This is a genomic window from Bryocella sp. (genome assembly GCF_058498515.1).
Map to the genome: position 1 here is coordinate 1 of NZ_JBMHYI010000003.1, position 21,463 is coordinate 21,463.

At 61.7% G+C, this 21,463-nt stretch carries 9 protein-coding genes; 5 read left to right on the forward strand and 4 right to left on the reverse strand.

What is annotated here, in order from left to right; genetic code table 11:
- Positions 1-257 precede the first annotated feature (257 nt).
- The gene (locus AC5E6W_RS00680) at positions 258-1,583 is read right to left on the reverse strand and encodes a hypothetical protein (RefSeq protein ID WP_491750327.1); all 1,326 of its coding nucleotides are present in this window, start codon (positions 1,581-1,583) and stop codon (positions 258-260) included.
- A 285-nt stretch (positions 1,584-1,868) separates the two neighbouring features.
- On the opposite strand from AC5E6W_RS00680, the gene AC5E6W_RS00685 reads away from it, so the two are divergent.
- On the forward strand, positions 1,869-5,396 hold the full coding sequence (locus AC5E6W_RS00685; RefSeq protein WP_491750328.1) for a TonB-dependent receptor: 3,528 nt from the start codon (positions 1,869-1,871) through the stop codon (positions 5,394-5,396).
- A 106-nt stretch (positions 5,397-5,502) separates the two neighbouring features.
- Entirely contained in the window at positions 5,503-6,969 is a 1,467-nt protein-coding gene (locus AC5E6W_RS00690; protein WP_491750329.1) for a GH1 family beta-glucosidase, read from the forward strand.
- A 133-nt stretch (positions 6,970-7,102) separates the two neighbouring features.
- On the opposite strand, the gene AC5E6W_RS00695 is transcribed toward AC5E6W_RS00690, so the two are convergent.
- Entirely contained in the window at positions 7,103-8,182 is a 1,080-nt protein-coding gene (locus AC5E6W_RS00695; protein WP_491750330.1) for a tyrosine-protein phosphatase, read from the reverse strand.
- 75 nt (positions 8,183-8,257) lie between these two features.
- Positions 8,258-11,827: an outer membrane beta-barrel protein gene (locus tag AC5E6W_RS00700; RefSeq protein WP_491750331.1), complete on the reverse strand. Its 3,570-nt coding sequence runs from the start codon at positions 11,825-11,827 to the stop codon at positions 8,258-8,260.
- Between the two features lie 115 nt (positions 11,828-11,942).
- On the opposite strand from AC5E6W_RS00700, the gene AC5E6W_RS00705 reads away from it, so the two are divergent.
- Positions 11,943-14,141 (forward strand): hypothetical protein, encoded by a 2,199-nt coding sequence (locus tag AC5E6W_RS00705; protein ID WP_491750332.1) that lies wholly within the window; start codon positions 11,943-11,945, stop codon positions 14,139-14,141.
- A 53-nt stretch (positions 14,142-14,194) separates the two neighbouring features.
- On the opposite strand, the gene nifJ is transcribed toward AC5E6W_RS00705, so the two are convergent.
- Entirely contained in the window at positions 14,195-17,824 is a 3,630-nt protein-coding gene (nifJ, locus tag AC5E6W_RS00710; RefSeq protein WP_491750333.1) for a pyruvate:ferredoxin (flavodoxin) oxidoreductase, read from the reverse strand.
- 175 nt (positions 17,825-17,999) lie between these two features.
- Between nifJ and AC5E6W_RS00715 the strand changes: the two genes are divergently transcribed.
- Both AC5E6W_RS00715 and AC5E6W_RS00720 read left to right on the forward strand, forming a co-directional pair.
- The gene (locus AC5E6W_RS00715; RefSeq protein ID WP_491750334.1) at positions 18,000-20,090 is read left to right on the forward strand and encodes a beta-galactosidase; all 2,091 of its coding nucleotides are present in this window, start codon (positions 18,000-18,002) and stop codon (positions 20,088-20,090) included.
- Positions 20,091-20,228: 138 nt separating this feature from the next.
- Positions 20,229-21,428, forward strand: a complete 1,200-nt coding sequence (locus AC5E6W_RS00720; RefSeq protein ID WP_491750335.1) for an alpha/beta hydrolase family protein — start codon at positions 20,229-20,231, stop codon at positions 21,426-21,428.
- The last annotated feature ends 35 nt before the right edge of the window (positions 21,429-21,463 follow it).

The following is a 21,463-nucleotide window of genomic DNA, read 5'->3' on the forward strand; positions in this document are numbered from 1 at the left end:
GATGTCCCACACGGAATGCGCGTTCTTGCGATACTCCACCATCTCTTCCAGTATCCAGCAAGACGCTGAAAGCACACCGCCTAAAGGCGGTGGGTTTAGACCGGGTGATGGAGACTAAACGAATCTCAGCCGGCGATCGACAGCAGCAACTTGTTATCACCGTGACCTACGGGCTTTCCTGCGGCAAAGGGCAAAGCTTTGCCGTGCCCGACCGCCAAACTATGCAGCCGTTGGATGGAAGCTGGCTATCTCAACGCTCACCGTTCGGGGACATCGACTGCGAGGATGCGTGCTGAGCCTGCAACGCCGTTCACTACATCCGTACCCAGCACTGCTTCGAAGTCGCGATCACGGAAGGCCTTGTCCCCGATGCGGCGGCGAAGCTCGTCCGCTCCGGTGGCGCTGACGAGAAACTCCCCCGCAGCGGCTGTTCCACTCATGCCGATTCCTGCAGCAATGATCTCCGGCTGGCCGGTGGCCTGGTCATGCACTCGCGCGATGATGGCATAGTCCCCTGTGACGCTTGGGATCTTCATCTTCAGGTCCAGCGACCAGCGCCGGTTGTTAGGGTCTTTGTGGTCCTGGATCCAATATGCGTCCCTGTCGCTGCCGTTGAAACCATAACGGAGATGGCTCAACACGCGAAGCGTCCACTGGTTGTCCATACCTCCGATCAATACGGCCGGGCCTTGGCGGAGATCCTCCAGCGTCATAGCATCATTGAGCTTCGGACGTGTCTCCGCATGTCGCATGGAAAGCAGGTTTGAGATGCGAAGCATGGCCGTAACGTCGGAGAATACGACGTTCTCGCCGCCGGTCTCCAACTGCAGAAAGCTGCTCCACGGACTGGTCGACCCCTGCTGCGACGTACCTGTGCCGGACGCCGGATCCGGTTGCGTGTTATCGCCGAACTTTCCGCCCGCCATCGGCAGCACTAAGGTCACGGCGGAGTGAGGTGCAATGATTGGCGACCAGAGCTCGTCGACCGCTGTAGGCCGGGTTGCCCTCCATCCCATATACAAGCTGCCGCCAGCGGTAAGGACGAGTGCTGCGACAGCTGTGGCCCAGTGCTTCCGCCGCGTCAGCTTTGCGCGGATGCCAGGAGAAGCCATCGCGCCGGAGGGAGGGATCTCCGTTGACGCCGGCGAGTGCACGAGATCATGCGATGGGAACTCGACTGCAGCATGCGACGCCTCGTGAAGATGCGGTAGACCGCCTTCGCGCCCCGGACGAAACTCGGGTTCGTAGGAGCCAGGAGTCAGCTCAATACGCATCTCGAGGTCGTGCCCGTCGTCGTGATAATACTGCGCGATTCGCTTCCGGATCTCGGCGATGGTGACGCGCACCACAGGATCGGCCGCGGTGTCATAGTCGGCCGGTCGACCGAAGACACGGACGCCGATGAGGCGTTCCTTCAGGTACTCACCGCGGCCAGCAAGAGCCTCCTCCACGATGAAGCGAAACAGCGCAGGGTAGCGACGGCTGTTGCGGAAGTGGCTCGTCTCCAGCAGGCGATTCATCTGCTGGCGCACCATCTCCCGTTCTTGTTCGGTCTCTGGAATCCACACTACTGTCCCGTTCATATGCATTGGCGGTGGTCCTCGGCAGCCGCTGCTGAGCATAAGCGACTTCTTGCATCGATGGCAAACAGGTTAAGAGCTCCTTTACCTGGCGCGAAAAAGCGTTTGATTTCGCGGCAATGCGTTCTTTACCTCGGTGAGCTTCCAGAAAGAACCTTCACAGAAGCTCTTCCAGGTTCCTATTCTCCGTGCCGATCAACAATGAGCCACAGATCGGGGCCGAACTCATCGTGAGTTCGGTGCGGCTGTGGGTTACCCATAGAACGTCACGAACATCCAGGAACCACTATGACAGCAATCAAGAGCAACGTTCTCACTTGCACCGGCCAGTGCAGCGCACATATTCGTAAGACAGGTTGGATGGCGATCCTCCTGCTCCTTCTTCTCGTCCAACCTCTCGCCCATGCCCAGCTCACCACGGCCGATATTCTCGGCACCGTGAGCGATCCCACCGGAGCGGCGGTACCCGGCGCCAGCGTCACGATCCGCAACCTCGGAACCAATGAGACCCGCAATGCGAAGACCGACTCCAGCGGCAGCTATCTCTTCCCGTTGCTTGCTCCCGGGCACTATAGCGTGGAGGTCACAGCCTCAGGCTTCAAGTCCACCAAGACGTCCGACCTCTCGGTGGAAGCGGGCGACCGTGCCCGAGCCGACGAAGCACTTACGGTTGGCGCGCAAAGCGAAGTGGTGAACGTCGAGGCGCAGACTCCTCTGCTCCAGAGCGAGAACTCTACGGTCAGCTCGACCGTCACCGCGCAGGCCGTGCAGGACCTTCCCTTGAACGGACGCAACTATGTGCAGCTGGTGCAGCTGGTCCCGGGCGCCAACGAGGGTCCGGGCAACGGTCTGACCAGCGGCGGCCGCCCGGACGATCGTCGTCCTTCCAGCAGCTTCTCGGTTAATAGCCAGGATGACACGCTCAATAACACCACCGTCGACGGCATCGACGACAACGAGCGCATCATCGGCACGACTGGGATCAAGCCTGTCGTCGAGGCGATCCAGGAGATCACGATCCAGACCAACAACTATACGGCGGAGGCAGGACGCACGGCCGGCGGTGTGGTCTCGCTCATCACCAAGCAGGGCACGAACCAGTTCCACGGAACAGTGTATGAGTACTTCCGTAATGATATTTTCGATGCGTACAACGTCTCACAGCGGACCGGCCGTAAGCCCGAGCTGCGTCAGAACCAGTTCGGCGCGTCGATCTCCGGCCCGATCTTCCGCGATCGCACCTTCTTCTTCGGCGACTACGAGGGCCTGCGCAATGTCTCCGGCGTGACCTACAAAAAGAACGTGCCGGACATGTATGAGTACGACGCCATCCACAGCCTCAACGGCGAGACCCCGCAGACTTTGATCAACGCGGGCAATGGGACAACGGGCTACACGGTGGACCCTATCGCGCTGAACTACCTTATGCTGTTTCCTGCGCCGAACACGCCGGGATGCACAGATCCCAACCCCACGCCGGCTGCGACCTGCCTCACCAATAACTCGATCATCAGCCCCAACAAGACGCAGAATGGCAACAGCTTCGATGTCCGCATCGATCACCGCTTCAACGACCGCAACCTCTTCTTCGGCCGTTACGACTCGAATAAGTTCAACACCTTTACGCCTCCGGGTCTCGGCACCGTCAACGGACTCCAGATCAGCGGCGGCCGCTACGACTTCGACGGTCCAGCAACGGACTATGCGCAGCAATATGGTTTCGGCTACACGCACATCTTTACGCCGAGTCTGCTGATCGACCTGCGCGCCGCCTACACGCGTATCAACAACTTCTCCGCCCCGCTTAACTATGGCTTGAGCCCGGACACCAAGCTCGGGTTCGGCGCGAACATGAACTTCAACACGCTATCCAATTACCTCACTCCCATCCAGTTCGGCCCGTTCTCCGATATCGGCGACGGCGCCTATGTCCCGCTCGGAGACATCGACAGCTCGTACCAGTACCTGGCCAACGTGAGCTACACGCGTGGCAACCACAACTTCAAAGCTGGAGCTAGTTACATCCGGCGTCAGGCGCGCAACGTGCAGAGCTCGTTCGCTGCCGGGCAGTACACCTTTGGCCTGGTCACTGACAATGTTCCGACCAGTAGCCCCAAGACTCAGGATAACAACCTTGCGTCGAGCCTGGTCGGCGCATTCAACGCCGACAGCCGTAACTACAACCTCACCCCCCCCGACTACCGCACCTATGAGCCCAGCTTCTTTGTGGAAGATTCGTGGAAGGTGACCTCCGCGGTAAGCATCCAGCTGGGTGTGCGCTACGACGTCTTCACACCATTCACCGAAGCGCACTCACATATCTCCAACTTCGACTTCAACCAGGCGATGAACTCGAACGCAGGGAATATCACCAGCGCGCTGAAAATTGCCAATGTAAACGGCGTCGATGGGCACGCCGGGATCAAGACGGATTACTCCAACGTGGCTCCGCGCATTGGATTCTCGGCCCGGGTGTTTCCCGGCACGGTGCTGCGCGGCGGCTATGGCATGAGTTTCTTCCCCACCAACTACACGTCCAATGCCGATCTGAAGAACATTCCCTTCGTCTCCGTCTTCAGCCCCAACTGCCAGTCCGATCGCGCGGTCGCAATCGAAACGGCCTACAACGGTGGAACGTTACCTGCTGGCCAGAACGGCACCTGCGGCGTGGGTGCTCCGGGAACCTTCGATGCCGGTCTTCCGGTACCTAGCGCCCCGGTTGTGTCCAATCTCGCCGCCGTCGCCAACCTCTCCTTCGTTGCCGAAGATCCGAAGCTCCGCAGCGCTCTCATTCAGCAGTTCAACCTCCAGGTGGAGCAGCAGTTCGGCGCCAACGTTCTGACCATCGGGTACGTAGGCAACATCGGCCAGCACATGCCGGAAACCATCAACGACATCAACCAGCCGGCGCCATTCGTCCCAGACCCAAACAACCCGGGCTTGGCAAACTATAAACTGCACAGTCTCCTTGGGTCGCTCTCCAGCGTCGGCTGGATGGCGTCGGAGGGTGTCTCCAACTACAACGCGCTGCAGGTCTCGTTCCAGCGGCGCTTCGAGCATGGTCTGGCGTTCGATACGAACTACACGTGGGGTAAGGGGATGAGCGACATCACCGGCTTCTCCGCGGAAGGCGGCGGACGCAGCTGGAGTAACGCGGATCCCACCCGCATCCGGCAGATCGACTACGGTGTCGCCGAAAACGACATCCAGAATCGTTTTGCCTCTTCGGTGACCTATGCCCTTCCCTTCGGCAAGAACTTCAGCGGCTTCAAAAAGGCCCTGCTGGGCGGCTACGAGGTGAACTCGATCGCGGTATGGCAGAGCGGCAAGCCCTTCGACATCGTCAACGGTGGTGGTTGTAGCGGTGGCATCAACCATGTCAACTGCGACTACACCATGGCGAACGCCGGTGACGCCTTCAGCAACCGCTCCACGCCGCAGAACAGCGGTGGCCCGGATCGGCCAAATATCGTAGGCAACCCGCACATCGGTCATCCCACACTCTCGGGCTACTTCAACACAGCTGCCTTTGCTCCGCAGACCCTGGGGACGATTGGCACCACGCAGCGGAATGCGCTCTTTGGGCCGCACTTCCGGCACGTGGATTTCTCGCTGATCAAAGACTTCGCCGTAACGGAGCGCGTCGCTCTCCAGTTCCGGGCCGAGGCCTTCAACATCAGCAATACGCCGAGCTACTTCATCAACGATGGCAGCGGTAACGTGCAGCTGGGCAACAGTTCCTTCGGCACGGTGACCGACACCGATCCTAACTACACCCCAAGGCAGATTCAGTTTGCGCTGAAGGTGAAATTCTAGAGCACGTATCGACCCTTCGACCGCGCGCAGAGTCCGCCGGGCAGCATTACCCGTGCCCGGCGGACGTTGTGTCTTCATGGCCCAAGATTCAACTTGCAGGAGAGTTATGTTCGACAGGATTTCCAGGCGTACTCTGGCACGTTTGCTGAGCGGCTCGGCGGCGGCGGCCGCATTACCGGGGCTCGCAACACAATCCCATGCACAATCCCGGCCCGAGCCACATACGAGCACGGCTCGCAGCTTCCCCGCGGGCTTCCTCTGGGGTTCGGCGACAGCCTCGTACCAGGTGGAGGGTGCGGTGAAGGAGGGTGGCCGCGGCGTGTCGATCTGGGATACGTTCTCGCACACACCCGGCAAGATCGATGGCGGAGATACAGGCGATGTCGCGGATGATTTCTATCATCGTTATCGCGAGGACATCCGGCTGATGAAAGAACTCGGCCTCAAGACCTTCCGCTTCTCCGTTGCCTGGCCACGGATCTTTCCCAACGGCGTTGGCGCGCCGAACCAGCAGGGAGTCGACTTCTATCGGCGCCTCGCGGATGCTCTGCTTGAGGCGGGTATTCAGCCCTTCTGCACGCTCTATCACTGGGACCTGCCGCAAGCGCTGCAGGATCGCGGCGGCTGGGAGAACCGGGACACGGCAAAGGCCTTCGCCGACTACGCCGGATACACCGCGGGCAAACTCGGCGACCGCGTGAAGCACTTCATGACCATGAACGAACTCCGCACGTTTGTGGAGGTCGGCAACCGGGAGGGACGCCACGCCCCGGGACTTCATCTGTCCGCCGGCAAGCTCGCACAGCTCACGCACCACGTGGTGCTGGGGCACGGCATGGCGGTTCAGGCGATTCGCGCGAGTACGCCAGCGGGCACAAAGGTTGGCATCGCCGAGAACCCCGTCGCCACAACGCCCCTCATCGAGTCGAAGGAGCACATCGCGGCCACGCGTATCGCGTTTCGTGAGGAGAACGCTGCCTATCTCACGGTGATCGCGGGAGGCCGCTATACCGACCATTACCTCAAGCGCCTCGGAGCAAACGCCCCGAAGTTCACGCCGGAAGATCTGCGCATCATCTCGTCTCCGCTCGACTTCGTCGGTACCAACGTCTATCAGCCAGCCTATGTGCGTGCCGAAGCCAACGAGCTCGGCTATGCGATGGTGCCCGATCCAGCATCGTATCCTCACATGTACAGCCCCTGGCTCACGATCGGGCCGGAAGCCTTGTACTGGGTGCCAAAGTTCGTCAGCGAGATATGGAACGTGCGCGAGATCTACATCACGGAGAACGGGTGCTCATCAACAGATCAAGTGGCCGCAGATGGCCACGTCTATGACACCGATCGCGTGATGTTTCTGCGTAACTATCTCACCCAGCTCCAGCGGGCGGTGAGCGAAGGCGTGCCTGTGAAGGGCTACTTCCTATGGAGCCTTCTCGATAACTTCGAGTGGGCCGACGGCTACGATAAACGCTTCGGAATTACCTACGTCGACTTCAAGACCCAGCAACGCATCCCCAAATCGAGCGCGAGCTTTTATGCGGAGGTCATTCGCCGCAACGCCGTCAGCTGATGGAAGCGGATCAACGCCTCGAAGGAGTCGGTCCTGCTGGTCGATCAACTACGAAACGATAGACTCCGCACCACGGGGTGAGTTTCAAGCTCACCCCGCGGTGCGGAGTCTAAGGTCCGGAACCAAGCGTGGGTTATCGTTCGAGGAGCCTCGATCGGAGTCTCTCGACGTCCTCATCGGAGACGTTGAGGACAGTTCTGCGGTAGTTCGTGAAGGAACCGTAGCGCTGGTCGATCTGGCGAAGCGTGCTCTCGAGATACGCCGGGTCGGCCGCGATCAGCACGTTGCGCTGTTCGGGAGTGGCTTGCGCCAATCCCGGGTTACTGGCGAGCATCTTCTGGCTTTGCTCGGCGGTCATGGCGCCCGCGAGGTACCTATTCGTCAGAGCATAGTCCGCGATGACGGTCTTCTCAGGCACTCCGAGCGTGAGCAGCACCAAGGCGCTGAAGACTCCGGTGCGATCCTTGCCCGCCGTGCAGTGATACAGCAGCGGCAGGTGATCCTGCTCCAGCTGCTTGAAGACTTTGGCATACTCGGGCGCGTTCGTGAACGCGAAGCCGCCATAGGTCTCGGTCATCCTCTGCCTCAACTGTTCGGCGGACGGGTTGTTCGCGAGCATCTGCTGCAGTGACGAGACCGAGGACTTACTATTGCCATCGCCGATGGGAAGGCTGATGTGATCGACGGTGGCGCCCGGCACCCAAAGCTCCGGTTCGACCGAGTTCTCCTGTGCGGTGCGGAAGTCGCAGACGACGCGGATGCCGAGCGGCGTGAGATAGGCGTAGTCGGTAGGCGTAAGGTGCGTCAGTACACCGGAGCGATAGAGCAGGCCCCATCGCACGAAGCGGCCATCCGTGGTCTCGTAACCGCCAAGGTCGCGGAAGTTGGGCGTGCCCTGCAGCGGCAGGTGACGGATCGATACCTCTCGCTGCTCACCGTGGTCGGGCTTGAGGAAGAAGTAGACACGTTCGCCGGGCTTGCGTGCGTCCACCACGGCGCGCACGTCGGAGGTTTTGAGCAACGACGTCATGCCGGAGGAGCCATCGGCGCTGGTGCTGGCAAAGATCTCGACGCTATGCGTGTCGCGGGTCATCGCATAGGAGAGCTGATAGGTGGTGGGGCCCGTCTGCGTGCATTCGAGGCTAGTAACTTCCGCATGGGCAATGGTTGCTGCGGCGAGCGCCAGAGCAAGGAGGAGTTGGAGCTTCTTCATTTCATGTCCTGGAAAAGGGGATGATGGGCCAGACGCCAGGGGGACGGCGGCTGGCCCATATTGAGAAGTTCAGAACTAGAACGCGAGGCGGAGGCTAGCCTGCAGGCTGCGTGGGCTGTTGACCTGCGTCGGCGACATATAGCCGAAGCTGCTGGAGCCATACGCTGTGGTCAGGCCGCCGAACTGTACGCGGTTGAAGGCATTGAAGGCCTCGAATCGGAAGGTCAGTGCGGTGGACTCCGGCATGCGGAAGGTCTTTTCCGCGAGCATGTCGAAGTTGAGCGTGCCCGGCAGGCGGATCGTCTCCTGGTAGCGCCGCGCGTTGCCAAAGGTGAAGGCCGGCGTAGCGCTGAAAGCCGCAGGATTGAAGTACTCGCTGAGGACGCTAGCGCCCTGACCGATCTTCAAGTGACGGCCGCCGGGTACCGCAGTCGAGATACCCGTGATGTTTGGACGTATCGTGGATCCGCCGCCAAAGACGTTCGTGCTGTTCGTGCTGTTCGCCGGCGAAGTGATCTGCTGCGGCGCACCATCGTCATAGGTGAAGAAGCTGCCGAGACTCCAGCCACCCACAGCTTGAGCGAGGAATCCGTGGTTGGCGAACGGCTTACCAACACCAAACGGCAGCTCATACTGTCCGCTGATGCGAATGACGTTGGCAAGATCCTGCTGCGAGATCGAGCGATCGCACGACGGACAATAATTATCCTGGAATCCACCACTCAGGAAATAATCGCCCACGTTATCCATTGCCTTGCTGTGTGTATACGCGAAGAGCAAGGCAAGACCCTGGCTGAACCGATGCTCGAGGGAAAGCTGCAGCGCGTTGTAGTCCGAGTGTCCAGCGCCCACGCCGTAGGCTGTCATGGTGGTGAACTGCGGGTGCGGCAACTGCAGTTGGAAAGCCCGCACCGTCGATGCACTGAGGGTCGAGGTCTTGTTCGTGATCACGCCGGAGAACGGGTTGGCCACGGTGGCGGTCAACGCCGAGCCCTCTGCGAGATCGCTGTCCGGCAGTTGGTTGTAGTTGACCGGCACATACAGATGCACGCCGCTATTGCCGACGTAGCCCAGCGTGACCACAAAGTTTCCGGGCAGCTCACGCTGCACATCGAACGACCACTGGTTGCTGTAGCTGACCTTCTGCTGGCGCGCGTAACCCGCGGTGGACAGGCCGGCGTTGGTTGCGAGACCAAGGCTGTTGCCGCTCACCGGCGTCAGGCCCGAAGGAAACGGGTTATCCATGTTGTAGAGAGGCGTCACGCCATTGGCCTGTGCCGGGTTTGAGGTCGTCGTCGCTGAGTAGCCCTGCGAGAGCGGATTGCCAAGGTTCACCCACGCCGGCGCGTGGAAGATGCCGAAGCCAGCACGCACGACAGTCTTCTCATCCCAGTGATAAGCAACACCGACACGCGGATCGAAGTTGAGGAACTGCATTGTCTGCACGTGGGAGCCTACGCCATTCGTTCCCACGAAGCCGGGGCCGCCGGTGAGCGTGCCGAGCGATGTGACCTGAGAGTTCAACGGGGAGTTCGAGGTGAGATCGAGATACTGATACTCGTTGTGGTCTTCGCTATCTGGATATTCCAGGTTGTAGCGCAGGCCATAGTTCAGCGTGAGCTTCGGTGTCACGTGATACTCATCCTGCGCATAGAACGCCAGGTACGGATGCGTGATGTGATAGCCCGGCAGGATGCCGCTGGTGACGGTACCGGTGCCCAGCAGGAGGTCCGCGACGCCGCTGCCGGAGTCAGGCTCGGTAGACAGCGTGCCGACGTTCGGGCCGCCGGTGAAATTGCTGTTGCCCGTAAGCGACACCAGCTGATTGATCTGAAGCTTCAGCGTGAGGTAGCGATAGTCGACGCCGAACTTGAAGTTGTGCTTCCCCTTCAGATAAACCAGTGAGGCAGCGTACTGGAAGGTGGTGCCGCCGTCCGACTCCAGACCGCTCTGCGGCCCGAGTGCGCTGAGGCGGCTTGCGCTCGTAATCGCCGGGAAGGCCGTCGAAGCGAGTCCTTGTGTCACGTTCGCGTTGAATCCCAGCTTGGTCGGATCGTAACCCAGCGTCGTAGGCGAACGGTTCGACTCCTGATGTGCGTAGACAAAAAAATGCTGGAAGACGGAGTCCTGCGAAAGAGCCCAGGTGTGGTTCACCATGATGTTCTCGCCCGGCAACCGTTGCGGATTGGCGGTCGGCGACAGGCCGTTGCCATACGGGTCGCCGTTGCTGTTGTGGCGCTGAAACCAGTCGTAGTGGGCGAAGACAGACTGCCGCTCGGTAAAGCGATGGTCGAGCCGGAAGTTGACCGTGTTCTGCGTGCTCCTGGTCGGGCTGTTCGAGAAGAAGTTGTTTACCGAGCTTGCGCCCGTGCCGGGACGATTCGGCAGCGGATAGCTGTTCATCAGCGCCGCGCCGGCAGCATCCAGGCTGGGGATCTTGTTGCCGGCGAAGGGCGCGCGACAGTAGACCGTCTGCCCGGTCGTGACCGGAGTCGACGTGCAGGCGGTGCTGCCCACGGGCTGCAGCGTCGTCGTGCTGGGGTCATAGATGACAATCTGATTGCCGTTGGCGTCGAAGGTCTGCGAAAAATCGCCCTTGCGTTCCAGTGCGGTCGGGACGGTGTAGAAGAAGCTGCTCGCCTGTGTCTGGCGCAGCCCCTCGTACGTGACGAAGAAGAACGTGCGGTGATCGCCATCGTGGTAGTGCGGAGGAAAGGCAACGGGGCCGCCCAGCGCGAAGCCAAACTGATTGCGCTCGAAATGCGGCTTCGCGGTCTTGGTCTCGTCGGCGTTGAAGCCGTTGGCGTCCGCATCACTGTTGCGGATGTATTCGAAGGCGCTACCGTGCAGCCGATCCGTACCCGCCTTGGTTGCGAAGGTGACGACACCGCCACTGGTGCGGCCCCACTCTGCCGCATAAGCCGTGGTCAACACCTTGAACTCCTGGATGGAGTCCACCTGCGGCACTGCTGCGATCGCGTTGTAGTCGTACATCGTGGTGTTGGAGCCGCCATCCAGAAGGCTCTCCGTCGTAGCGAGCTTGCCGCCATTGATGCGGAAGGTATTCGTGTAGGCTTCGCTGGCGTCGTTGTTGCCTGACGCGCTGCTGTACGCGGTGACGCCCTGCGCAAAGTTCACCAGCTGCAGCGGGTTGCGGATGTTGAGCGGCGTGTTCTCCACGAACTGGCTCTCGATCACGTTGCCGCGGTCGATGGTGCTCGTCTGCAGCTCCGGAGGCGTGGCGGTCACGGTCACCTCCTGCGATTGCGCCATCGCCTTCAGCGTAAGGTCCAGCGAACGACTGCTGCCGACTTCGAGCTTGATGCCGGTGATGTTGACCGTAGAAAAGGTTGGCGCCGTGGCGTCCATGGTGTAGTCGCCGGGAGGCAGTGGGGGAAGCAGGTAGTAGCCGGAGCCATTGGTCTTCACCGTCGTGCTCTCATGAGTCGAGGCGCTGGTGATGACGATCTGTGCGCCCTGGACCGGCGCCCCTGAGGCATCGACAACATGACCGCTGACGGAACTGCTTTGGGCCAGAGCTGTGGATGCGGCCGCGAAGAGAAGGGCTGAGATCCATGTGCTGCGAACAAGCCGGAGGCAACGCCGGAGCCGAGCGACTGGAGACGTTGTGCGCTGAGTAGTCATGCACGGAGCTTGGCACGGCACGATCAAACTGCAGTCGTATCGCGGGGTAAAGCGGGGTAAAGCGAGGGGTAACGCCGTTCAACGTACGTTAACCCACGCTCTCTAGCCTAAAGATATGGTGAAACAGGCGGACATCGATGCCCAGTTGCAGCGCATCCTTGCGTCTCCTGCATTTGTAGGATCGCCACGCTCAGCGCAGTTCCTGCACTTCTGCGTCCGGAACAGCTCGGGCAAGAAGACCGTCGAGTTGAAGGAGACCACCATCGCGGTGGGGGTCTTCAACCGGGCTCCGGACTACAACCCGAAGATCGATCCGATCGTTCGTGTGCATGCGCGGCGTGTCCGCGACAAACTGGATGAGTACTATCGCACCGAAGGCAACGACGATCCGATTCGCATCGATCTTCCCAAGGGCGGCTATGTGCCTCGGATCTCGCGTACGCTGCCGAACCGCAAGACCGACTTCACCGATTGGGCGGAAGAGCTCGCGGTCCCCAGCGACGAAGCTGCGGAGCGCTCTACCGTCCTGGCCAACGCTGAGGAGAAGAAGAAGCGCGCCCCTTCGACGTGGCTTCTGCTTGCGTGTATCGCGATTGGGCTCGTTGGCGTGATCTTCCTCTGGCGTTTGAGCCGCGCCACGAAGTCAGCAGCGGGTTCTACGCGAACGCTGCAACAGCTGAATCTTCCCGACCACGCCTCCGATCCGGCCTGGTCTCCGGATGGTTTGCGGTTAGCGTTCGCGTCCACCGATGCCGGCACAGGACGCAGCCATATCTATCTCTACACGCCGGCCAGCGGCGCAGCGCCGGTTCGCCTTACCCACGATGACACGGCTGAGATGACGCCCGCGTGGTCCCCCGACGGTCAGCGCATCGCCTTCATCCGAAGGCTCGCACCGGCTCGCTTCGAGATCGTCTGCGAGCATATCAAGGACGCCACCACGATGACGTTCGGTCCCTTCAATGTGCTGGCCTATGTCGCGATTGACGACCCCGCACTGGACTGGTCACCGGATGGTGCGACCTTGCTCACCGCAGAGCAGATGTCCCCTTCGAGCCCCATGCGTCTGGTCCTGATCTCCATTGCGACTGGAGACCGAGTGGCTCTGACCTCGCCCCCCACGGGCTCGACAGGCGACATCGAAGGTAAGTTCTCTCCCGATGGCAAGCTCGTTGCGTTTCGCAGGGGCGGCCTCGGCGACCTGTATGTTGTCTCGGCCAGGGGAGAACAGAACAACCCAGCGAACCGGCTCACCCGCGACATGCACGGAGTTCGAGGCATCGCCTGGACCGATGGCGGACGGTCGATTCTCTTCGGGACCAATGACGGCCCCACCAATCACTATGGCATCTGGAAGATCCCAGCCGCGGGTGGTCCAATGCAGCAGATGACTCCGGCGAACTTCGAAGCCATCGAACCGGCCTTGACAAGAGACGGACGCTTCGTCTTCACGCACGCGGAGCTTGCCACCGCCTTCGTACGCTATTCGCTTATGGGCGCGTCTCCGGGCGAGCCCTTGTTTCCATCGGCCGCGGTCGATATGGACCCTGCCATCTCCCCGGACGGCAAGCTTCTCGCATTCAGCAGCACGAGGAGCGGCCCAGAGCAGTTGTGGATTGGTCGCATCGGCGATTCAGCGCCCAGGCAGGTGACGCATTTCGACGGCAAGCAGTTTGTCTTCTTCCCGGCCTGGTCCCCGGATAGCCGCTCCGTGGTCTTCAGTCTTCGCAATGGGCCGGCGACCAACATTTATGTTTACACCGTTGCTAGCGGCGATCTGAAGCAGGTAACGTCCACCCGCAATCGCGATATTTGTGCGGTGTTCAGTCCCGACGGCCGCTACGTGTACTACTCCTCCAACGATGATGGGACGTCGCGCATCTGGCGCGTCCGCATTGATGGAGCGGAGCGCCCGGAACCCATGTTCTGGGAAGCTGTGGGTGGGTTCCAGCCTTCCGCCGACGGCAAGTGGATGTACTTCACCGAGGGAGGACAATCGTTCGCTCTCGTCCGCCGGAATATTCAGGATGGAAGCAGCGAGACGATCTTTCATACCGATGGAATCGCTCGGTTCATCGACGACATCGTGATAGCGAATGGTTTTGTCTATGTCGCTGTCGCGACGAACGACAACGCGCAGGCCACCATCTATCAGATCTCCCCGGAGACGAAGGCTGCGAAGATCGTAGCCCACCTGACGAAGCTGCCGCCATCGTACGTTGGGGGATTCGTCATTGCTCCAGACGGCAAGTCGATCATCGTCTCTGAGGCGACCCACGACGCAAGCAGCCTGTACTCCGAGACCCTGAACTGACGAAGCGAGTGGAGCAGCCGCGGGGCGGCCTCGCACTCAACCATTCTTCCTGTTTACACCTTCGTCTTGGCTGGCTCTGCGATCTGCTCCTCGGGCGCGATGTGCGGCGTCTCGGAGCGGCCGGGCATTGCGGCCCGCGCGGAGTACACGCGCCACTGGCGCTCGACGTCGTCCTGCGCCTCTTCGAGCAGCTTCGCCGCGACCTCAGGATTGCTGCGCTCCAGCATCGTGTAGCGCGACTCGCGATACGCATAGTCCTTCAGCCGGATCGTCGGTGCGCGCGAATCCAGTTGGAACGGGTTCTTGCCTTCGTCGCGTAGCTTCGGGTTGTAACGCATCAGCGGCCAGTAGCCGGACTGCACCGCACGCTTCTGCTGATCGAGCGAGTGCACGAGGTCATAGCCATGCGCGATGCAGCTGGCATACGCGATGATCAACGACGGCCCATCGTGCGCCTCGGCCTCCTGGAAGGCCTTGATCACATGGCTGTCGCTGCCGCCCAGCGCGACGCGCGCGACGTACACATAGCCGTAGCTGACCGCCTCCATCGCGAGGTCCTTCTTGTTCATCCCCTTGCCTGCGGTCGCGAACTTCGCCACTGCACCGCGTGGTGTCGCCTTCGAGGCCTGGCCACCGGTGTTCGAGTAAACCTCGGTATCCATCACCAGCACGTTGACGTTCTTGCCCGAGCCCAACACGTGATCGAGGCCGCCGAAGCCTATGTCATAGGCCCAACCATCGCCGCCCAGGATCCATACGCTCTTGCGGACAAGTGAATCCGCAACCGCCAGCAGGTTGCGCGCGTCGGAACTATCGACCGTGGCAAGCCGCGAGCGCAGAAGCTCGATACGCTGACGCTGTGCATTGATCTCCGTCTCGGTGGCCTGCGGCGCTTTGAGGATCTCAGTCGTCAGTGCTGTGCTCACAGGCTCCTCGAGCCGTTTGAGCAGCGTCTCCGCGAAGTCCTTCTGCTGATCGAGCGCGGTGCGCATGCCAAAGCCGAACTCGGCGTTGTCCTCGAAGAGCGAGTTCGCCCATGTAGGCCCACGGCCTGCGGCGTTCTGGCTGTAGGGCGTGGCCGGAAGACTGCCACCATAGATCGACGAACAGCCTGTCGCGTTCGCGATGTATAGGCGATCGCCGAAGAGCTGCGTGAGCATCTTGATGTACGCGGTCTCGCCACAGCCCGGGCACGCGCCGGAGAACTCGAACAGCGGCTGCAGCAATTGCAGATCCTTGACCTGCGTGTGGGAAAGCGTGCTGCGATCGGTCTCAGGGATGGAGAGGAAGTACTCCCAGTTTTCGCGCTCCGGCACACGCAACGGCGCCTGCGGCTGCATGTTGATCGCCTTGTGCTCGGGATCGGTCTTGCTCTTCACCGGGCAGATCTCCACGCACACACTGCAACCCGTGCAGTCCTCCGGTGCGACCTGCAGCGTGTAGCGCTCCTGCTCGCGGCCCTTCCACATGGGCTTCGCGGACTTGAAGGTCTCCGGCGCTCCCGCTGCAAGCTCCGGGCTATAGACCTTCGACCGAATTACCGCGTGCGGACAGACCAGCACGCACTTGCCGCACTGGATGCAAAGCTCCTCATCCCACACGGGGATGAACTGTGCGATGTTGCGCTTCTCATACTGTGCCGTGCCCGTCGGGAAGGCTCCGCCTGCAGGGAATGCGCTGACCGGCAGGCTGTCGCCTTTGCCCGCAGCGATGGTGCCGATGACATGGCCGACAAACTCGGGAGGATTGCCCGAGAGCGATGCCGCGAGTTCAAGCTCCGAGGTCGCCGATGAAGGAATCTTGACTTTTTCTAGATGCGCGAGTGCGGCATCGACTGCGGCGAAGTTCTTCTCGACGACTGCCTCACCACGCTTGCCATAGGTCTTACGGATGGACTTCTTGATCTGCGCGATAGCTTCTTCACGCGGCAGCACGCCGCTGATGGCGAAGAAGCACGTCTGCATGATGGTGTTGATGCGCGAGCCCATGCCCGCATCGCGTGCGACCTTCGAGCCGTCGATGACATAGAACTCGATCTGCTTGTGAACGATCTCCTGCTGCAGCATGCGCGGCAGCTTATCCCACACGTCTTCGGAGGAGTATGGCGTGTTCAGCAGGAAGACCGCGCCGGGCATCGCAGCCTCGAGCACATCGAGCCGCTCCAGGAAGCTGAACTCATGGCAGGCAAGAAAGTTCGCCTTCGAGATGAGGTATGTCGAGCGAATCGGGTGAGGGCCGAAGCGTAGGTGTGAGGTCGTCATCGAACCCGACTTCTTCGAGTCGTACACGAAGTAGCCCTGCGCGTAGAGATCCGTCTCGTTGCCGATGATCTTGATCGAGTTCTTGTTCGCTCCCACCGTGCCGTCGGAGCCGAGGCCAAAGAAGAGCGCGCGAACAGTCTGCGGGTCTTCCGTCGAGAAGCTCGGGTCGTAGTTGAGGCTGAAGTGCGTGACGTCGTCATCGATGCCGATGGTGAAGTGGTTCTTGGGCTCGGCCTTTGCCAGCTCGTCGTAGATGCCCTTCACCATCGCGGGCGTGAACTCCTTGGACGAAAGGCCATAGCGGCCGCCGATGACCTGTGGCTTCGAACCGAACGGCAGCTTGTCGTGATGCTCGGCGAGCACCGTGACGATGTCCTGGTAGAGTGGATCTCCGGAGGCGCCAGGTTCCTTCGTCCGATCCAGTACAGCGATCGACTTGACCGTCGCGGGCATCGCCTTGAGGAACGCGGTCGCATCGAAAGGCCGATACAGCCGCACCTTCAGCAGACCCACCTTCTCACCGTTGCGGTTCAGCGCATCGACTGTCTCCTCAACCGCCTCGGCTCCGGAGCCCATCACGATGATGATGCGTTCGGCATCGGCCGCGCCGTAGTAGTCGAAGAGGTGATACGCACGGCCGGTCAGCGCCGCAAAGCGATCCATCACCGACTGCACGATTCCCGCCGCCGCGATGTAGTACGGATTCGCCGCTTCGCGCGCCTGGAAGAAGACATCGGGGTTCTGTGCCGTGCCGCGAATGCGCGGGCGATCCGGGCTCAACGCCTGCTTGCGGTACTCGATGATGTACTTATCGTCGAGCAGCGCGCGGATCGTCTCATCGGAGATGGGGTACGCCTTGTTGATCTCGTGTGAGGTGCGGAAGCCGTCGAAGAAGTGCATGAACGGGATGCGCGACTCGAGCGTGGCGATCTGCGCGATCAGCGCCATATCGCCGGCCTCCTGCACCGAGTTCGAGCACAGCATCGCCCACCCGGTCGACCGGCAGGCCATCACATCGGAGTGATCGCCGAAGATCGAGAGCGCGTGCGTCGCCAGCGTGCGGGCGGTGACATGCATTGTCGTTGGCGTCAGCTCGCCCGCGATCTTGAACATGTTGGGGATCATCAGCAGCAGGCCCTGCGATGCCGTGAACGTGGTGCCGAAGGCTCCGGCCTGCAGCGCGCCATGCAATGCGCCTGCCGCGCCACCCTCGCTCTGCATCTCTTCCACGATGGGCACGGCGCCCCAGATGTTCTTGCGGCCATCGGTGCGCCATTGGTCGGCGGACTCCGCCATCGGCGACGACGGCGTGATGGGGTAGATCGCGATGACCTCCGAAAGCCTGTACGCCACCGACGCCGCAGCGTCATTGCCATCCATGATCTGCATCGGCCCTACGGTCTTTGTCGAATCTGCGCCCATGGCACACTCCTGTGGCGGCAGACAAGGCCGCAAAGTCAGTCTCCGCCGCTGTCTGCGGGCGGGGCTGTGATGCCGGACACTCTCTGCCTGGCCGGCCTGAGCCATTCCCAAACGGCGGAAAGTGCGTTCGGTTCTCGTTGACATCGTGCTGACCGGAAACGTTTACTGAAGTCCCATGCTCAGACTGCCTCGCACTCCGATCTCTGCTGTTTGCTGCTTTGCCTTCCTTGCCGCTTCGACCGTTCTGGCACCGCTGGTCGCGGCGCAAAAGGCTCCGGCGGCCCCTCCGCCGCCGCCCTTGATGTTGGGCGACGCCTGGTACCCCGAGCAGTGGCCGGAGTCGCGGTGGGAAGCCGATCTCACGCTGATGGAGCAGGCGCACATCCATGTGGTCCGCATTGCGGAGTTTGCGTGGAGTTCGATGGAGCCAAGCGAGGGTGTCTACAAGCTCGACTGGCTGGAGCGCGCCGTGAACCTGGCCGGCAAGCACGGCATCTACACCGTGTTGGGGACGCCCACCGCCGCACCTCCGGCATGGCTCACGCAGAAGTATCCCCAGACCCTGCGCGTGGACGCGAATGGTCGCCGCGACGAGCATGGCAACCGCCAGCAGTTCAGCTTCGACGACCCCAAGTACCGCGAACTCGCGAGGCTGATCGCGCAGAAGATGGCCGAGAAGCTGGGCCACAACCCATACGTCATCGGCTGGCAGATCGACAACGAGCTGGCCGCCGACAGCTTCGACGAGGCCACGCAGAAACAGTTCCAGCAGTGGCTAAAGAAGAAGTACGGCACACTGGACAACATGAACACCCGCTGGACCACGAGCTATTGGTCGCAGACGTACTCGGACTGGTCGCAGATCCCGCTGCCGAAGCATGGCGGCAACCCCGGCCTCGAGCTCAACTGGCGGCTCTATGTCTCTGACACCTGGCGCAGCTACCTGAAGAACCAGATCGATGTCATCCGCCCGCTGGCCGACAAGCGCCAGTGGATCACCACCAACACCATGGGCTACTTCGACCAGTACGACCACTACGTGACCGAGGACATCCTCGACCTGGCCGCGTGGGATGACTACATGCCCGACGGCAAGATCGATCCGGTGCACAACGGCTTTGCGCACGACATGGCGCGCGGCTTCAAGCGCAAAAACTTCTGGGTGATCGAGACGCAGCCGGGCTTCGTGAACTGGGCCGCAGTAAACATTGCGCTGAAGCCCGGCGACGAGCGCGCGCTGATCTGGCATGACATCGCGCACGGCGCCGATGCGGTCAGCTTCTGGCAATGGCGCTCCGCACTGAACGGGCAGGAGCAGTACCACGGCGTTCTGGTCGGTGCGGATGGAACGCCTGTCCCGCTGTACGACGAGGTGAAGCGCACCGGAGCGGAGATCGACAAGCTGGCTCCGGTGCTGGCCGGCACCACGCCTCGCTCCGACGTCGCGATGCTCTATAGCTACGAGAGCCGCTGGGCGGTCGAGTGGCAGAAGCATACCGCGAAGTTCGACTCGGTCGACGAGATCGCACGCTACTACGCTCCGCTGCGGCGGGCCACGCAGTCGGTCGACGTGCTTTCGCCCGATGCCGACCTCTCGCAGTACAAGCTGGTCGTCGCTCCCGCGCTGAACCTGGTGACGAAGACGCAGGCCGACCACCTGATGGCCTACGTGAACGCCGGCGGGAACCTCGTGCTCACCACGCGCTCGGCGATGAAGGATGAGGACAACGGACTCTGGCCGCAACGTCAGCCGGGGCCATTCGCCGCGATGCTCGGCGGCCGGGTGGAGCAGTTCTACGCGCTGGACAAGCCGGTGGCGATCGTAGGCCCACTGGCAGCAACCGAGGCCCAGGCCACGATCTGGGCCGAGCAGCTGTCCACCTCCTCGCCGGACATCCAGGTGCTCCTGCATTACGGTGAAGGCAACGGCTGGCTCACGGGCCATCCCGCAGTGATCCAGCGGAAGGTCGGCTCCGGCAGCATCACGTACATCGGTGCGGTGCTCGATCCGAAGACGACAGCCGCGCTGGTCGATTCCCTCCTGGCCTCCGCGCACGCCTCTCCGGCCGAGATCGCCGTGCCCGAGGGTGTTGAGTCCTCCACCCGCTATGGCGTTGGCCGTAAGGTACACATTCTTATCAACCTGGGCGACAAGCCGCAGACCATCGCCCTGCCCGCAGCCATGAAGGATGAGCTGAACGGCGGCTCCATCCAGTCGGTGACGTTGCAAGTCAGTGGCGTGGCGGTGCTGTCGGAGGTGCGGTAAATCACCAGGGCTCCGTCAGCCCGCTTTCCCGCGAAATCTTCCCCGCGCGAACGAAATACAGGGGTTCCTCCCTTTCGCTTTACTCAAGGTCGGAATGACGGCCAAGCAGCCACGCGATAGAATCGGTCTCACTCCGCGATGCCCTTCTTTCTGAACCGAACTTCCGGCCCGCGTCGCCGGCTGCTGGCCGCAGCACTGTGCTTCACCCCCGCATTGGCCTTCGCGCCTGCCCGGGATGCGCTCGCGCAGAAGCCGGTGAGCTCGCAGACGCTGAAAGGACCCCAGGGATCGACCGAGGTAGGCCTGATCGACGGCGCGGCCTACCGCATCGACATCCCGCCGGACTGGAACCACAACCTCATCGTGTACTTCCACGGCTACGCGGAGAACGCCGTCACCTTCCACATTGCGGAGAAGCTGACCGGGCGGCCGCAGCCCATGCTCGACCGCCACTACGCCGTGCTCCAGAGCGGCTTCTCCGAGGGTGGCTGGGCCCTGCAGCAGGCTTACCCGGAGACCGAAGCGCTGCGGCGCTACTTCTTGAAAAAGTTCGGCCAGCCCAAGGAGACGTACCTAGTGGGCACCTCGATGGGCGGGATGCTGGTGGCGATCACGCTCGAGATTGACGCCCAGGGCTACATGGGAGGACTGGATTTGTGCGGTTCGGTCGGTCCCAGTTATGTGACCATGGAGCGCCGCTTCGCCCAGCGCGCGGCCTTCGACCGCTATTTCCCGGGCATCTTTCCCCCGCTGGTGATGACGCCGCCGGACTATGAGCAGACGTCGGCGCTCCGCGAAAAGGTGCTGGCCGCGCTGAAGGCCAATCCCACCGCTTCGACCGCCCTGAAATCGCTCATCGGGCTGCGCACGGACATCGACCTGGCCTGGGACATGGACTACTTCACCTACAACATCGCGGACCTCCAGCGGCGAGCCAAGGGCAATCCCTTCGACAACCGCAACACGCTCTACACCGGCACCGGAAGCAGCGCCTCTGACTTCGACCTGAACGATAAGGTCCGCCGCTACGGCTCCAATCCGGCCGCGCTCGCCTACCTGATCGCGCACTACACGCCCAACGGCCACCTGGGGAAGCCGATGCTCGCGCTGCATACGCTGTACGACCCCATCGTGCCGCCGAACACCCTGACGCTGTACACGAACATGATCCTGGCCGCGGGCGAGAGCCGGCACTTCGTGCAGCAGTACGTCCACCGCGAGGGCCACTGCAACCTCAGCGACGACGAGGTCGGGCGGGCTTTCGACGAGCTGGTGGCGTGGACCCACAACGGCCCGCAGCCTCCCCCCGGACTTTTGCCGGAGCCGCAGCTGCATTAGGAGACACGAGAGGCGGGATTCGAGAGCCGTCGCTC

What these genes read in the sequence shown, in the direction of transcription:
- AC5E6W_RS00680 (WP_491750327.1), bottom strand. Translation starts at nt 1,583, where the DNA reads ATGAACGGGACAGTAGTGTGGATTCCAGAGACCGAACAAGAACGGGAG.
- AC5E6W_RS00685 (WP_491750328.1), top strand. Translation starts at nt 1,869, where the DNA reads ATGACAGCAATCAAGAGCAACGTTCTCACTTGCACCGGCCAGTGCAGC.
- AC5E6W_RS00690 (WP_491750329.1), top strand. Translation starts at nt 5,503, where the DNA reads ATGTTCGACAGGATTTCCAGGCGTACTCTGGCACGTTTGCTGAGCGGC.
- AC5E6W_RS00695 (WP_491750330.1), bottom strand. Translation starts at nt 8,182, where the DNA reads ATGAAGAAGCTCCAACTCCTCCTTGCTCTGGCGCTCGCCGCAGCAACC.
- AC5E6W_RS00700 (WP_491750331.1), bottom strand. Translation starts at nt 11,827, where the DNA reads ATGACTACTCAGCGCACAACGTCTCCAGTCGCTCGGCTCCGGCGTTGC.
- AC5E6W_RS00705 (WP_491750332.1), top strand. Translation starts at nt 11,943, where the DNA reads ATGGTGAAACAGGCGGACATCGATGCCCAGTTGCAGCGCATCCTTGCG.
- nifJ (WP_491750333.1), bottom strand. Translation starts at nt 17,824, where the DNA reads ATGGGCGCAGATTCGACAAAGACCGTAGGGCCGATGCAGATCATGGAT.
- AC5E6W_RS00715 (WP_491750334.1), top strand. Translation starts at nt 18,000, where the DNA reads ATGCTCAGACTGCCTCGCACTCCGATCTCTGCTGTTTGCTGCTTTGCC.
- AC5E6W_RS00720 (WP_491750335.1), top strand. Translation starts at nt 20,229, where the DNA reads ATGCCCTTCTTTCTGAACCGAACTTCCGGCCCGCGTCGCCGGCTGCTG.